The organism is Bergeyella porcorum, from assembly GCF_042427575.1.
GTDB classification, from domain to species: domain Bacteria; phylum Bacteroidota; class Bacteroidia; order Flavobacteriales; family Weeksellaceae; genus Bergeyella; species Bergeyella porcorum.
In genome coordinates this window covers 218,256-233,920 of record NZ_JBHMFD010000007.1, presented here as the reverse complement: position 1 = coordinate 233,920, position 15,665 = coordinate 218,256, and the positions used below count along the sequence as shown (strand labels likewise).

Sequence of the window (15,665 nt, the reverse complement as noted above, 5' to 3'; positions counted from 1 at the left end):
ACTAAAAAGCAATGAATCTCTCTAAAATAACATACCAAAGTGTCTTGGGGCTAGCCATAGCTTCCCTCATTATATCTTGCAATACCCGATATCTGAAAGAGGGCGAGTTTCTCTATACAGGGGCAAAACTCCATATTGAAAATGATACCTTATCTAAAAACAATAAAAAGGAATTGAAAGAAGGGCTAGAGAAAAACCTTACACCAAAACCCAATTCTTCTTTCCTAGGATTGCGTCCCAAACTTTGGATTTACAACATCACGCCAGAACCTAAAAAGGAAAAAGGAATAGTCTATTGGCTCAAAAACAAAGTGGGAGAAAAACCCGTACTCCTTGGGCAGGTAGATAGAGCGTTCAATAAAGAGATTATAGAAAACCATTCCGAAAACAAAGGCTACTTCAACGCGAAAGCCCGCTATGACACCATTACCAACGGAAAAAAAGCCCAAGTGGAATACCGCGTAAAAACAGGTGCTAGATACCACATTAGTGATGTAAAGTTTCCTGAAGATACAGCAAAAATAAGCCAAGAAATACAAGCTGTAAAAGAAAAAAGCCTCCTGAAAAAAGGACAACCATTTGATTTGGATGTGATAAAATCCGAAAGAGAACGCATTGATGCCAGAATGAAAGAACACGGTTTCTATTATTTCCATCCAGATAACCTTATCGTACAAGCCGATAGCACCATCTCCCAGAGCCCAGAGGTGGAGCTAAGGGTAAAACTGAAAGAAAACACACCAGAGCTTGCCGTGAAGCAATTCACGATAGACAAAATCATTATATTCCCAGATTATAACCTTGCCGAAGTCAAGGAAAACAAATACCAAGTCCCAATGAATCTGGATTCTATAGAAGTCTATAAAGATTTTTATATCATAGACCCTAAGAAAAAATTTAAACCTCATATTTTTGATAGAGCTCTCTATTTTCATAAAGGAGATATTTATAATAGAGCCGACCATAACCTCACCCTCAACCGATTGATAGGTTTAGGCGTTTTCAAATTCGTGAAAAATCAATTTGTCATTTCGGATAGCACCCGCAATAAGTTTGACGCCTACTACCTCCTTACCCCAAGGGATTTCCAATCGCTCCGCACAGAGTTCTTAGGGAAAACCAATTCTGCCAACTACGCTGGCTCGGAGGTGAATGTCAACTGGACGCACCGCAACCTCTTCCGTGGAGCAGAGCAACTGAAAGTCTCAGCATTTGGAGGATTTGATATGCAGGTAGGAGGGGCTAAATCTCAGGAAAGAAACGAGGGAAATCTCTTCCGTCTAGGGGGAAATGCCCAGCTCTCTATCCCGAGAATCATCGCTCCGTTTAAATTTTCCTCTTCCAGTGGTTTTGTTCCTCGCACCAATGCTGCTATAGGATATGAGTTTGTAAACCGTACCAAATGGTATCAGCTGCACAATTTCAACGCTTCCTTTGGCTACACTTGGCGAGAAAACATCCGCAAAGAACACGATTTAAAAGTCTTTGATGCTACTTTGGTTTACCCTCGTAATGTTACCGATGCGTACAATGCCTACATTGTGGATAAGTCTTATCTGCAGAGAGCGATAGAGCAACAACTCATTTTTGGACCTACCTATGCCTATACTTATACCAATACGATGTTGCCAATGGCGAATACCATCTACTATCGCGGTTTTGTAGATTTAGCAGGGAATTTATCAGGCTTGCTCACAGGAGCTAATGTTAAGAATGGTAATCAAAAAACACTATCGGGCGTACCATTTAGCCAATATGCGAAAATGGAGCACGATTTCCGCTATTATCATCAGATTTCATCTAAGCAAAAAATTGCTACACGCCTTATTGCAGGGGTGGCTTACCCTTATGGTAACTCGGCATTTATCCCTTTTTCTCGTCAGTTTTTCTCAGGCGGGAGCAACAGCGTAAGGGCATTTCGTGCCAGAGCTTTAGGGCCGGGCAGCTATGATCCACGATTGCCAGATGGCTCACAATACCGCTTTGACCAAGCTGGTGATATTAAATTAGAACTCAATGCAGAGTATAGAGCCAATCTGTACCGCTTTTTGAATGTTGCCTTGTTTGCCGATGCAGGCAATGTATGGCTTGTCAATGAAGATAGCTCTCGCCCTGGTGCTAAGTTTTCCAAAGATTGGCTTAGTGAGATTGCCGTAGGGGCTGGACTGGGCTTGCGTTTGGATTTTAATATTTTGCTCTTCCGTTTAGATGTTGCAATGCCCATCAGAGTGCCGTATTATGAGAAGGACAACCGCTGGATGTTTAACAAAATTGATTTCGGAAACAGTACTTGGCGTCGGGATAATCTGATGCTGAATATCGCCATAGGCTATCCTTTCTAAAAATGGGAGGGTAGAAGTTAGAGGGTAGAGATTAGAGATTAGAAGTTAGAGATTAGAGGGTTAGGAGGTGAGAAATTTCTACCGAGGGAAAATGATGAAATTTAACTTTAATGATTAAGTAAACAATGAAGAAAACATTAAATTTTTATTGGAATATATTAAAAAAAACCACACAGCATTGGAATGATTCTTCTGCAATGAAGGACTCTGCCAGTCTGGCTTACTACGCTATCTTTTCCATCCCCGGTCTTTTGATTATTGTCATTTGGCTGGCGGGTTATTTCTTTGGAGAAGAAGCCGTGAAGGGGGAAATCAATAGACAGATAGGCTATGCAATGGGAGAAGACACCGCGAAAAGCATAGAAGGTATTATTAAAAGTTCTCTAATAGATAAGGAGGGTTGGTTTATGAAAATCGTAGGTGTTTTTTCTATGGTCTTTGGTGCCACCACTATTTTTTTTCAGCTTCAGAAATCTCTGAATGCCCTATGGGATGTAGAACCCGCTCCTAGAAAGGCTATTGTTGCCTTTTTGCTTGATAGAGCCAATTCCCTTGGTATGGTACTGATTATTGGCTTTCTGATGATGATTACAATGGTGCTTTCCACTGTTGTTGCGTATTTTGGTAACCTAATGTCTCTATACTTCGGTACGGAAGTTTATCTTCTTGCTCAGGGGCTTAATTTTGGCGTGGGCTTCTTGGTGGTGATGGTACTGTTTGCTTTAATCTTCAAAGTATTGCCCGATGCCAATGTCCAATGGAAAGGCGTATGGTCTGGTGCTTTTTTCACTGCTATACTCTTCACCATCGGTAAGTTTCTATTGAGTTATTATTTTGCCACAGCAAATCCCACCTCGGCATTTGGAACGGCGGGAACTATCATTCTGGTGATGATGTGGATTAATTACACCTGTATGTTGCTGTTCTTCGGAGCAGAATTTACCAAAATCTATTCTGAAGAAAAAGGCTTTGCCATCAAACCTTCTAAACACGCCAAATGGAGTGCAGAGAAACGCTATACCCAAGCTCTGGAACAGATACAAGCCAATGACAGAGATGCCCAAAGCATCTAACACCTATCATTCCACTTGGGAAGTGACTAACCCCATCTATGTCTAACATCATTCCGCTTGGGAAATGCCTAACCCCATCTAGGTCTAGCATCATTCCGCTTGGGAAATGCCTAACCCCATCTAGGTCTAGCATCATTCCGCTTGGGAAGTGACTAACCCCATCTGGGTCTAGCACCATTCCGCTTGGGAAAAGACTTCCCCTCCTAACCTCTTAGCCTTCTAACCTTTTACTCGTTTTTCTTTATTTTTGCAAGATTAAATACCATTAAGCCTTGAACAAGAAACAGATTATCATCATAGGAGGTGGTGCCGCTGGATTTTTCTGTGCCGCCAATATAGACCCTGCAAAATATAGCGTTACCATTCTGGAACAAAATAGCGATGTGCTACAAAAAGTGAAAATCTCAGGTGGCGGTAGATGCAATGTAAGCCACGCCTGTTTTGACCCAAGGGAACTGGTAAAGTTTTATCCGCGTGGCAATAAGGAACTGATAAGTGTTTTCAGTAAATTTCAACCTGGTGATACAATGGAGTGGTTCGAAAGCCGTGGCGTCCCCCTGAAAATAGAAGATGATAATAGGATATTCCCCGTTTCTAATGCTTCGCAATCTATTATAAACTGCCTGAAAAAGGAAGTTGCACAAAATGGCTTTCAGGTGCATACCAAAACCACAGTAAAAGAGATAAAAAAAGAAAATAACACTTACCTCATCGGTACTAATAATGGTAATTTCTCTGCGGATATCATCATCTATACTACAGGAAGCTCGCCCAAATCTGTTCAGCTATTAGAGCATCTTGGGCATCAGTTGGTAGCCCCTGTGCCTTCGCTTTTTACCTTTAATATTAAAGATGAACTGCTCACCCATTTACCTGGTACTAGTTTTCCCTATGCAGAAGTGAGCATTCCACAGCTTAAAACAGAAGAAACAGGAGCCTTGCTCATCACCCATTGGGGACTTTCGGGGCCTGCCATTTTAAAACTTTCGGCGTGGAAAGCCAGAGAGCTATCAGAGGTGAACTATCAGTTTGAAATAGAAGTGAACTTCATCGGCAAAACGCTCTATGAAGCCGAAGCCTTGTTTTTAGAATTTAAACAACAGCACCCTAAAAAGCAAATCGGGCAAAGCAAAATCTTTGACCTCACCCATCGCTTTTGGAATCAGCTTTTGGACAGCGTACACATTCACCCAGAAAAGCAAATGGCAAATATCTCTGGCAAGGAAATGAGAATACTCCTTGAAAATCTGTGCAGAAAATCTTTCAAAGTAAATGGAAAATCCACCTTTAAAGATGAATTTGTAACGGCGGGTGGCGTAGCTCTGAAAGAAATCAATTTTAAAAATATGGCATCAAAAAAATTAGAAAACTTCTACATTGCGGGAGAAGTTCTCAATATAGATGCCATCACAGGCGGGTTTAATTTTCAAGCCTGCTGGAGCGAGGCGTGGCTTATAGCACAGGAACTGAATGGCTTTCCTTAGCAAATGCGTAGTCCGTTTTCGGTATCCGCTTGGGTTGTTAAAAGAACAACGCCCGTATTGGTATGAACGCCTAATACTAAGCATTCTGACCAGAAATTGGCAATTTTTTTAGGAGGAAAATTTACAACCCCCAAAACTGTCATTCCTATAAGAGACTGAGGAGTATACAAGGTAGTAATCTGTGCAGAACTCCGTTTGATGCCTATTTCCCCAAAATCGATGGTAAGTTTATAAGCAGGTTTTATCGCTTGTGGAAACTCTTCTACACCAATGATGGTGCCTGTACGGATGTCTATTTTTTCAAAATCATTCCAAGTAATCATTATCGTAGATTTTTCTATTTCTCAGAAACATAGAAATTAATGGTTTCTTCTATGGCATTACTGCATACGGGGCAAAAGCCTTTCGCCTCATTGGTTTTCATACGGCAGTCTTGCACGGGGCTGTATATCCCTTTGGCAACATAGCCTCCCCCTTCAAATACACCTAAAGTATTTTTATACTTAGCGGTGCGTGGGGTAGGAATAGGCGTTTTCTTGTGTAGCATTGTTTTCCATTTTTTATCAAAATCTACCAGCGTGGTAATGTTGGGCTCCCAAGGTTCTATCTCAAGGTTGTAGATAGAGTCAAAGGCGGTATCAGAAGAATAATACTCATCTGCAAGACCTACAAACCCGTGTCCAAACTCGTGCACGAAGACCTCTAGAGAAGAAGGGTGGTCGGCAGTTCCTACATTCAGGTGGTTGTAGAAGCCAGCACCACCATATTGGGCTGTATTGGCAAGTACAAAAATTTGGTCGTAGGGTACGAGGGAGGCAATATCTGCAATGGTACTCACATTGTGCGGCGTGAGATAGCGTTCCATATCAAAAGTGTAGAAGCTGCTATTGAGAATGGTATTTTTATAAATGTTTTTCCCAGGGATATCCGTTCCAGATTCTTCGGAAAAGGCACCAATAGCATAGATATTAAAATGATTTTTAAACCGATTGTAAGGCGGAATGGTAAAGAGATAATCGATCATTCTTTGGGTATCTGCATAGAATTTTTCTAGTTCAGATGCGGTATAGCCTTCCGCTATCACGGCAATATCCACTTTGTGTGTGGCATCGCCATTGTATAATATTTTTTTAATAGGGTAGGGCGTTGTTTTTTCTTTTTTAATGAAATAATTATCGGGCGAAATCTTTTCAGAATGCACCATTTTAAACTGCCCATCTCTTTGTCTTTGGCTAATGCTTAGCGTGAGTTCCTTCAATGGGAAAGGAGTTTGTATAGCGTGGTAAAAGAGTTGCTTTTCGTTTGGTTTTCTGCTGTATAGCCATTCTCCATACAAAGAATTGAATCCTTTGGAAAATACCACTTGGCTTGTTTCTGGGTCAGAAAGTTGAAACAGAAAATCACCGTATAGGGGCATAATATGTTGGGTTTTAGAACCACCATAGAAAGGCTCTTCCTTCATCTGAATAGGGAAAACAAAGGTCTGATGCTCATCACCTGTTAGCTGAAAATCATAGCGAAAACTTCTATTATAATCAAAATACTGAGCCCAAAGCATTGGCGAAGCCAGCCATAATACGATGATGGAAAAAAGATATTTCATTTTTTACTTATTGTTGTTGGTTGAATAGGTTGAGGTTAGAGATTAGAAGTTAGGAAAAGCTAGAAGATTTAGATGTCCTTTCTCTTTCTTCTTTTATCTCAATTAGCTTATCACACCGCTGCCTATCAGTTCTTCATCAAGGTACCACGCGGCAAACTGACCTTCGGCGATGGCAGATTGCGGATTTTCAAACTCGATGAAAAAGCCTTCCTCAAACTGATAGAGTATGGCTTTCTCCAAGGGTTGTCGGTATCTTATTCTCGCCATCACTTCCATAGACTCGCCATTTTTTAATTTTAAATCTTCACGAATCCAGTGGACATCATCGTTTTCAATCTTCAAAGCCTTGCGAAATAAGCCAGGGAAGTTTCTTCCTTCGCCTACGAAGATGATATTATGCTCCATATCTCGGGAGATGATGAAGCAGCTTTCCTTATGTCCACCAATGCCCAAGCCTTTGCTTTGCCCAATAGTATAATACTGAGCCCCTTGATGCTTGCCAATGACTTTACCATCGGTTTTGTGGTATTTTATTTTGGAAGAAAGGTATTGCAACTCTTCCAGTTTAGAAGAAAAGGCAGGGGGCTGTTGAGAAAAGCCATCAAAATCTGAAAAAATCTCTACAATTTCTCCTTCTTTGGGCTGAAGTTGTTGTTTCAAAAATTCGGGTAAACTCACTTTCCCAATGAAGCATAGCCCTTGGGAGTCTTTTTTATCTGCTGTTACTAAGCCGAGTTCTTTGGCAATTTCTCTCACTTCAGGCTTGGTAAGCTCACCAATGGGAAAAAGAGCCTTAGAAAGTTGTTTTTGACTTAGCTGGCAAAGAAAATAGCTTTGGTCTTTATTATGATCCTTACCTGCGAGCAGCTGATAGATTTCCTCGCCATCCTCATTGGTAAAGGAATTCAATCTGGCATAATGTCCCGTAGCCACCTTATCTGCCCCGAGGGAAAGAGCGGTTTCTAAAAAAACATCAAATTTTACCTCCCTATTGCAGAGTACATCAGGATTAGGGGTGCGGCCTTTTTCATATTCATTGAACATATAGTCCACGATACGCTCCTTGTAGAGGTCGCTCATATCAATAACCTGAAAAGGAATTCCTAGTTTCTGGGCTACCATCAGAGCATCGTTGCTATCTTCTATCCACGGGCATTCGTCTTCCAGAGTAACGGAAGCATCGTTCCAATTTCGCATAAATAAACCTACCACTTCGTGCCCTTGCTGCTGCAGAAGATAAGCCGCCACAGAGGAATCTACCCCTCCTGAAAGTCCCACTACAATTTTCATAAATATCAGAACATTAAAAATTTTTCCTTGGCAAAGTTACAATAATATAAGTGAAGTTGAGCGTAGGTTTCATTTATGGTATGAAATTGGTTGATAGATAAATTTTGAAATTAAGACAATGAAAAAAATATTATGTTCTTTGGCTATTGCATCATTGACGATGGCATCGGCTCAGATTGGAGCTCAATTTCCAACGACAAAAATCGGGGATAACGATTCTAAATGGACCTTCGGTGGTTATGCTGGTCTTGGTGGTGCTTTTGGAAACAGCTACAGCGGTACTTCTTTTTATATCTCGCCGAGAGCAGGGTATAAGGTAACCGAAAATTTAGAAGTAGGACTTTCTGGAAACTTCACATTGCAAAATTCCAAATATTTTAGCTCTAATATGTTTGGGGTAGGACCTTTTGCTAATTATTACTTTGGAAGAAGCTTTTACCTATCGGGGATGTTTCAGGAGTTTTTTTACTCTCAGAAGAATAAGGTGTATGATGTGAAATACAATGGAGAAGAATCTGTTTTGTACCTTGGAGGGGGCTATATGCAACGCATTGGCAATAGAGCCTATATGCAAATAGGTGCAATGTACAATGTGCTTTACAATGAGAACAAATCTGTCTTTGGAGGAGGTTTTGTTCCCAATGTAGGGATTGTTTACGGATTATAAAATCAACAAGCCGTCTCGGGGAAATTCGAGGCGGTTTTTATCTTACAGAAAAATATTCCACACCGTGATGCTCTTCCTGAGCATTGGTAGAGATGAGATTTCTGTGATAGTCTTGATAGGTTGTTTTGTAGGCTTTGTTTTTAAGTGTTCTTCGCAACCAAAAGACACTCAAGACGCCTAATAAACCTATGGCACCCGCCATCAAAACGCTAGCTTCTTTATTCATAATATCCATTTTGAGAAAGGTAGTATTCAAATAGTATTCCTTTTTGGAGTTTATAATTTTAAATTTTGTTAAAAAATCATTACTTTTGGAGCAAATCTATTTGTTATGAATTTTAAATCGGTAATGCTTACAACGGGAGTGCTATTTTTAGCCTCTTGTCAATCTCAAAAAGTAATGACAAAGAACGAAAGTGGAAACATCAGTTATCCAGAAAGTAAAAAAGTAGCTCATACAGATACCTATTTTGGTGAGAAAGTAGAAGACCCTTACCGTTGGCTAGAAGATGATATGGCTGCGGACACCAAAGATTGGGTACAGAAGCAGGCGGCTTTTACAGAGAATTATTTAAAGAATATTACCTTCAGAGACAAGCTCCGCCAGGAGCTGAAAGAGCTTTGGAACTATGAAAGGGTAAGTGCCCCTTGGAAGGAAGGCGACTATACTTATTTTTCTAAAAACGATGGATTGCAGGCACAGTCTATCATCTACAGAACAGATAAAAACGGTAAAACAGAGGTTTTCTTAGACCCTAATAAATTCTCTGCCGATGGTACCACCTCATTATCTCAATTGAGATTCAATAAAAAAGGAACTTTGGCAGCGTATGCCATTTCTGAAGGGGGAAGCGATTGGAATAAAATCATCATCATCGATGCTATTACCAAAAAAGTGATAGATGAAACCATTGAAGATGCTAAATTTGGTGTGATTTCTTGGCTAGGAGATGAAGGTTTCTTCTACTCTAGCTACGATAAGCCAGAAGGAAGTGCCCTTTCGGCTAAAACCGATACACACAAGGTTTATTTCCACAAATTAGGAACCAAACAAAAAGAAGACAAACTCATCAAAGGTGGGGAAGATTTCAAAAGAAGATACCTCACAGCTACGGTGTCTGATGATGGCAGATATCTTATCCTTAGTGGAGCCAATGCAACAAGTGGTAATGATTTGTACATTAAAGACTTAACTAAAAATACAGACTTTATCCCAGTTCAGACAGGCTTTGATAATAATACCCACTTTGTAGATTCTAAAGGCGATGTTATCTATCTGATGACCGATAAAAACGCTCCAAATAAAAGGTTGGTGAAAACCCATATCAGTAACCCAACACAATGGACAGATGTGGTGCCAGAAACCGAAAATGTACTATCTATATCTACAGGAGGTGGTTTCCTTTTCGCAAAATATATGAAAGATGCCGTGTCTTATGTGAAGCAGTTGGATTATGATGGTAAATTGGTAAGGGAAATTCAGCTTCCAGGGAAAGGAACGGCAGGCGGCTTCGGTGGCGAAGCAGAAGATAAAGAATTGTATTATTCTTTCAGCAACTATGTTACACCAGGCACTATTTATAAATATGATATCGCCTCTGGGAAATCAGAAGTGTATTATAAACCTAATGTGAAATTCAATCCAGACGACTATGTTTCGGAGCAGGTATTTTTCACTTCAAAAGATGGAACCAAAGTACCAATGATGATTTCCTATAAAAAAGGACTGAAGAAAGATGGTAAAAACCCTACCATTCTTTATTCTTACGGAGGGTTTAACATCAGTTTGACACCAGCATTTTCCGTTGCCAATGCCGTTTGGATGAACAATGGAGGGGTCTATGCGGTACCGAACATCAGAGGAGGTGGCGAGTATGGAAGAAAGTGGCATATCGCAGGAACCAAACTTCAGAAGAAAAATGTATTTAATGATTTCATTGCAGCGGGCGAGTATTTGCAGAAGAATGGCTATACCTCACCAGATTATATGGCAATTTCTGGAGGTTCCAACGGAGGCCTTTTGGTAGGAGCTACAATGACGATGCGTCCAGATCTAGCCAAAGTGGCACTGCCAGCGGTAGGAGTATTGGATATGCTGAGGTATAATAAGTTTACCGCAGGGGCAGGTTGGGCGTTTGATTATGGTACTGCCGAAGATAGCAAAGAAATGTACCAATATTTGAAATCCTATTCCCCATTGCACAATGTGAAAAAAGGCGTATGCTATCCATCTACTATGGTGACTACGGGCGACCACGATGATAGAGTAGTCCCTGCCCATTCTTTCAAGTTTGGAGCAGAACTACAAGCCAAGCAAAGCTGTGCTAATCCAACCCTTCTAAGGATAGAAACCAAAGGAGGGCACGGAGCGGGTAAATCTACCGACCAGCTCATCAATGAAAATGCCGATAAAATGAGCTTTACGCTTTATGAAATGGGCATTAGAGCGTTGAAATAAAATAGTTGAACAATTGAATAACAAGTGGTACTGATGTTTTTATCAGTGCCACTTTTGTTTTGTGGGGCAATGGATTTGCTGTATTGTCAGTTTTTTAGAAATACGCCATTTTGGCATATTGTTTGATGCGGATAATGATAACTTACCAATAGGTGTTGGGATTTTAGCCATAGTCTGTGCAGAATTTGTTTTTTGCCAAACTATAGATGAATATTTTAAACATTATAGTTAGAGTAGGCGTTCTTTATGATTAATTTAAACTATAAATTTTAATTTAAATCCTTTAAGCTATGGCAAAGACCATAAACAATAGCATTACCCACGGGGTAAGCGGTAAGTTCGGCGAGCAGATTGTATTTCGCCAGGTTAATGGGCAAACACTAATGTGTAAAAGTCCCATCAGCAGAGGAAAGACCTCTGCTAAGCAAGAACAGCAACAGGAGAAGTTCAAAAAAGCTTCTCAGTATGCTAAACGAGCTCTAGAAGACCCAGTGCTCAGTGCAGGATATGCATTGGAAGCCAAGCGGAGGAAGGGGCAATCGGCGTACAATGTTGCAGTGGCCGATTATCTTATATCGCCTACTATTGATAAAGTAGATGTTTCTGCCTACACAGGAAATGTAGGAGAAAAAATCAAGATTCAAGCGTATGATGATTATAAGGTGGAGGCCGTTAAGGTTTATATCCATACCAGTTCCTCTCTTGTAGAGGAAGGGGAAGCTATCCTGCAAGGTATAGAATGGATATACACCATACAGACTGAAAATACTAATCTATCAGGCTCGAAAATCACTGTGAAAGTGATAGACACAGCCGGTAATGAATCCGAACAGGAGGTAGTGGTCTAAATATTAAACACCCCATAGGCTTAGCCTATGAGGTGTTTTTTTATTTCCCAAGTTTGTCTAATAGCTTTTGCGACTGCTCTTTTAGATAATTATTTTCTTTTACTAGCTGGTCTATATAGAGTTCATATCCAGCGGCTAATTCTTGCCCTACGAGTTTATGGTTTCCACTTTGGCTATTATGTTGTGTAAGCTGAAAAATATTTGCCACTTCCAAAGAAAAAGCCTGTTGTAGCGTAATTTGGTAGTGGTTGCATAGTTTTACCAATAGCCCAAGTTGTAGGCTTTCATATCTACCATTTTCTATTTTACTAATGATAGGGTGAGTTACTCCTATTTCAGTAGCTACGGCTTGTAGTGTTTCTTTCCGTGCATTGCGTATCGTGTGGAGGTTTTGCCCAATGATATTAAGTAACGAATGTATATCTATATTTTTCATAATGATAAGAATTTTAATCAAGCAAATTTACAAAATGTAATCTATAAGCACAAAATGTAAAGTGGGAATAATACTTTACTTATAAGTATATGCTAATTTCGCCCGTATAGGTAAAATCCAAACAAGCCCCATAGAGTGGTGAGGAATTTAATATACTTCGAGGTCTTTTGGAGAGTGGAAATAGTAGCCCTCATCATTAAAAAAGTGAAATAAAAGCATAAAAAATATTTTTCAAAACGACCTGTTTTGGCGTAGTGGGGTTTTAATTTTGCAGAAAAATAAAACAAAATGTGGAGAATAAAAGAGTTTTTGGATTTTGATAGAAATCCTCGCGTACCTTGTCATCAAGAAGACCTAAAACTAAAAGGTAAAGTAAAATCTGTGGAATACAGAGTATATACAGCGTATGCAAAGGGAGAAGCCCTCATCAAAGGAAGAACCAAAGAGCACCTGCTTACCCACTTTGATACACTCGGGAGATATACCCAAGTCATTGATTTCTGCGATGCTACTAAGTCCTTGTATTACTACAACGAAGATAATACACTCGCCAAAATAGAAGAATGCAATGAACACGGGGAATGTTACTTACTAGAAACTTTCCGATATGATGAAAAAGGCAATATGGTAGAGCATAAAGAAGCCTTTCCAGATGGTGGCCTATGGGGGCGTATGCTATACCGATACAATAGACAAGGACAATTAGTTGCTAGTGATGATGTAGAAGAAAAATCTAAAAAACCTTTTATCAAAAAACGATACATCTACAAAGGAAATACTGTATTGCAACGCAGTGGCGGAAAGATATTGAAAGGCGAAGGAGAAACCTATACCTATAATGAAAATCAACAGCTTATAAAAGTAGGGTGGAGACATTATAAGTATTTTGATTTCACCTATGATGAAAGAGGAAATCTATTGGAATATAAAGAGAAATACGAGGGGAATAATGAAGTAAATGAAGTCTTCAAATTCCAATACGATGAGCATAACAACATCATAGAAAAATATCACGATAAGAGATATATAAAAAAGAAATTAGGTAAAGAACACACCACCTATCAGTATGAATATGATGCACACGGCAACTGGACGAAAAAAATGGTCTTCTGTAATGGCGATATAGAGGATGTAATCCTAAGAAATATAGAATGTTTTGATTAAATTTGTGGAATCTAAAAATATAATAAAAAATAAAAAATGATAGCAATTACTATTAATTACAATCCCATTACTTGGGAATCAGAGATACGATTTAATGATGAACAAGTTAAATCAAATCTTAGCAACTTTATAGCAGAAAACAAAGAAAAGGATATTGTTCTTTGGATAGATGCTTTTGTGAAAAAAGTATTGGAAGAAACCAATGATGAGGCATTTCAATTAGAAATTGACAAATGTTTCAGTATAGATAAAAAAATCATTGAAAGTAAGCTTAAAAATAATGATAAGGTTGATCTTAGCATTATTAGCATTGATGCAGAAGAAGAATATAAAAAAGTAGATATCGCAATAGACGCTATTTTATCTGAAGATGGAACTTTTTTCCAAGATGCAATAGATGCAAGAAAAGAGAATATGGAAACGCTAAAAAGCACTATTATAGAAATTCCTGTAATTGCTACAATGAGTTCAGGGAAGTCTACCGTGCTTAATGCTTTGATTGGACAAGATTTACTTCCATCTCTTAATCAGGCAACTACGGCGACTACTTGTAGAATTATTGTAAATAATGATTTACAATCTTTTAGAGGTAGGGTGATGAAAGATGGGGAGATAATCATAGAGGAAGATAATATTGATAAAAGCTTTGTAAAAGAGCATAACGAACGGGCAAATGAAGAGGACTTGGATATTATCATAGAAGGCCCTGTACCTCAATTAGATACCAATGGATTTGAAATTCATTTTATAGATACGCCTGGGCCTAATAACTCTCAAAGTGAGAAACATACAGAAAGTACTTATGAGTATTTGGAAGATAATCAAGATTTACCAATAATACTATATGTTCTCAATGCAACTCAGTTGAAAGTAGAAGATGATAAAAATTTATTAAAAAAAGTAAGTGAAATTTTTGAAAATAATAAGGAAAATTTAGATAGAATTATATTTCTAGTTAATAAAATTGATAATTTTGATTTACAACAAGAGAATGTTATCTCTTGTATAGATAAAGTGAAAAAATATTTGGAAGAAAATATTATTAGAAGCGAAAAGATATTTCCTATATGTGCGGAGTATGCAAGGTTGGCTCAATTAGATAGTGAGAAAAAGACAAGAAAAGAAAAGTCCGATTTTAGAACATTTAGAGAAAATTTTTTAGACTTTGATGAAGACTACAAAGGTTATGAGCTTGTAGAACATAGCCCTTTAAGAGAAGAGCAAAAGGAATATCTTTTTGCCCAAGCAGAAAAAGATGAAACTACTAAGGACCTCGTGTATTCTGGGCTATCGGCAATACAGTTATATATAGATGAGTATATAAAAAGTCATCATAAGAAAAATGTATATAAAGAGCTGGGGAAAATCGTTCGTGAGATTTCAGAGGCTTCATCAGCCCATATAGAGCTGGAAAAGAAAAATCTATACGAGAAAACAGAAGTAGAAAAAAAAAGAATAGAAGAAGAAAAAGAGGCTAAAACTAAAAAAATAGAAAAAGATAAAGAAAGCCTTGAAAAGAAAATCCACGAACTAAAAGTAGATAAAAAAAGATTTCAGAAAGAAAAAGAAAGATTAGATGCTCGGGCTAATGAATTGAACGTCGAGGCAAGCCGTAAAAATAATATTTTGCCCATAGAAGCAAAAAAACTACAAGAAAAGTTCAATAAAGCGATTTCTGAGACTCATATCAGTGTTGAGTCTGCAATCAATTCTGCTGGAAAAGATATTTTTCTCAATCATTTAAACCAATTGAAAAGTCTAACCAAGGAAATTTTAATAGAGGATAAAGATAATCAAAGCATAGAAGAAGTTTCTTTTAATGCGATGCTTAATAATAATATAGGCTCTATATCGGGTATTTCGCTATCAAAATACACAACCAAAAGAGTAGAAACCAAAACTAGGGTAGTGAAGAAACGGGTTAAGAATGAGAAAGGTTTTTTTGGTAAATTATTTTCTTGGGATTGGGACGAGTATAAAGTAAAGGAAGTTCAAGAAACTTATAACGAGTATTATCAAGAGGTATCTATGTCAGAATTTTATGCAAAGGAAATAAGACCTGTTTTGGATCAAATTGATAAAAGTATAAATGAAGCAGAAAAATATTTGGATACTGAAATAGAAAATTTAAATAAAAATTATCTACAAAAGATAGATGATGTTATCCAGCAAGGGTTCGATGAAATTTATACAGAATTTCAGCAAGATATTGTTCGTAGCCAAGAAGAAATAGAAAAAATAAAACAAGAATTAGATAAAAGAATAGAAAAAATTAACCATATTAAAAATACCCTATAAAA

General features: G+C 38.3%; 13 protein-coding genes. 8 read left to right on the top strand and 5 right to left on the bottom strand.

Going from position 1 to position 15,665, the window contains the following annotated elements:
• Nucleotides 1-11: 11 nt before the first annotated feature.
• The 3 genes from tamL to ACFFUE_RS04375 all read left to right on the top strand — a co-directional run bounded on the left by tamL (nt 12) and on the right by ACFFUE_RS04375 (nt 4,899).
• The gene (gene tamL, locus ACFFUE_RS04385) at nt 12-2,342 is read left to right on the top strand and encodes a translocation and assembly module lipoprotein TamL (RefSeq protein ID WP_376832989.1); all 2,331 of its coding nucleotides are present in this window, start codon (nt 12-14) and stop codon (nt 2,340-2,342) included.
• Nucleotides 2,343-2,467: 125 nt separating this feature from the next.
• Nucleotides 2,468-3,415: a YihY/virulence factor BrkB family protein gene (locus ACFFUE_RS04380; RefSeq protein ID WP_376832988.1), complete on the top strand. Its 948-nt coding sequence runs from the start codon at nt 2,468-2,470 to the stop codon at nt 3,413-3,415.
• Nucleotides 3,416-3,687: 272 nt separating this feature from the next.
• Nucleotides 3,688-4,899 (top strand): BaiN/RdsA family NAD(P)/FAD-dependent oxidoreductase, encoded by a 1,212-nt coding sequence (locus ACFFUE_RS04375; protein ID WP_376832987.1) that lies wholly within the window; start codon nt 3,688-3,690, stop codon nt 4,897-4,899.
• Here the strand turns inward: ACFFUE_RS04375 and ACFFUE_RS04370 are convergent.
• From ACFFUE_RS04370 to mnmA, 3 genes are all read right to left on the bottom strand, one after another.
• Nucleotides 4,896-5,222 carry a tRNA-binding protein gene (locus ACFFUE_RS04370; RefSeq protein WP_376832986.1) on the bottom strand — a complete coding sequence of 109 codons (327 nt, stop codon included), beginning with the start codon at nt 5,220-5,222 and terminating at the stop codon, nt 4,896-4,898. The two genes, ACFFUE_RS04375 and ACFFUE_RS04370, sit on opposite strands and share 4 nt — an antisense overlap.
• Nucleotides 5,223-5,236: 14 nt before the next feature.
• The gene (locus tag ACFFUE_RS04365) at nt 5,237-6,502 is read right to left on the bottom strand and encodes a M64 family metallopeptidase (protein ID WP_376832985.1); all 1,266 of its coding nucleotides are present in this window, start codon (nt 6,500-6,502) and stop codon (nt 5,237-5,239) included.
• 102 nt (nt 6,503-6,604) lie between these two features.
• Nucleotides 6,605-7,792, bottom strand: coding sequence for a tRNA 2-thiouridine(34) synthase MnmA (gene mnmA / locus ACFFUE_RS04360; RefSeq protein ID WP_376832984.1), 1,188 nt, complete (start codon nt 7,790-7,792; stop codon nt 6,605-6,607).
• Nucleotides 7,793-7,910: 118 nt separating this feature from the next.
• Here mnmA and ACFFUE_RS04355 point away from each other — a divergent pair, with 118 nt between their 5' ends.
• On the top strand, nt 7,911-8,459 hold the full coding sequence (locus ACFFUE_RS04355; RefSeq protein WP_376832983.1) for a hypothetical protein: 549 nt from the start codon (nt 7,911-7,913) through the stop codon (nt 8,457-8,459).
• A gap of 37 nt (nt 8,460-8,496) precedes the next feature.
• Here ACFFUE_RS04355 and ACFFUE_RS04350 read toward each other — a convergent pair whose 3' ends face one another.
• The gene (locus ACFFUE_RS04350; protein ID WP_376832982.1) at nt 8,497-8,685 is read right to left on the bottom strand and encodes a hypothetical protein; all 189 of its coding nucleotides are present in this window, start codon (nt 8,683-8,685) and stop codon (nt 8,497-8,499) included.
• A 105-nt stretch (nt 8,686-8,790) separates the two neighbouring features.
• Here ACFFUE_RS04350 and ACFFUE_RS04345 point away from each other — a divergent pair, with 105 nt between their 5' ends.
• Together ACFFUE_RS04345 and ACFFUE_RS04340 are read left to right on the top strand one after the other, a co-directional pair.
• On the top strand, nt 8,791-10,917 hold the full coding sequence (locus ACFFUE_RS04345) for a prolyl oligopeptidase family serine peptidase (protein ID WP_376832981.1): 2,127 nt from the start codon (nt 8,791-8,793) through the stop codon (nt 10,915-10,917).
• Between the two features lie 290 nt (nt 10,918-11,207).
• Entirely contained in the window at nt 11,208-11,765 is a 558-nt protein-coding gene (locus ACFFUE_RS04340; protein WP_376832980.1) for a hypothetical protein, read from the top strand.
• 40 nt (nt 11,766-11,805) lie between these two features.
• On the opposite strand, the gene ACFFUE_RS04335 is transcribed toward ACFFUE_RS04340, so the two are convergent.
• Nucleotides 11,806-12,201, bottom strand: coding sequence for a helix-turn-helix domain-containing protein (locus ACFFUE_RS04335; protein ID WP_376832979.1), 396 nt, complete (start codon nt 12,199-12,201; stop codon nt 11,806-11,808).
• A 288-nt stretch (nt 12,202-12,489) separates the two neighbouring features.
• Between ACFFUE_RS04335 and ACFFUE_RS04330 the strand changes: the two genes are divergently transcribed.
• Nucleotides 12,490-13,365, top strand: coding sequence for an RHS repeat domain-containing protein (locus ACFFUE_RS04330; protein WP_376832978.1), 876 nt, complete (start codon nt 12,490-12,492; stop codon nt 13,363-13,365).
• Between the two features lie 36 nt (nt 13,366-13,401).
• Nucleotides 13,402-15,663, top strand: coding sequence for a dynamin family protein (locus ACFFUE_RS04325; protein ID WP_376832977.1), 2,262 nt, complete (start codon nt 13,402-13,404; stop codon nt 15,661-15,663).
• Nucleotides 15,664-15,665 lie beyond the last annotated feature (2 nt).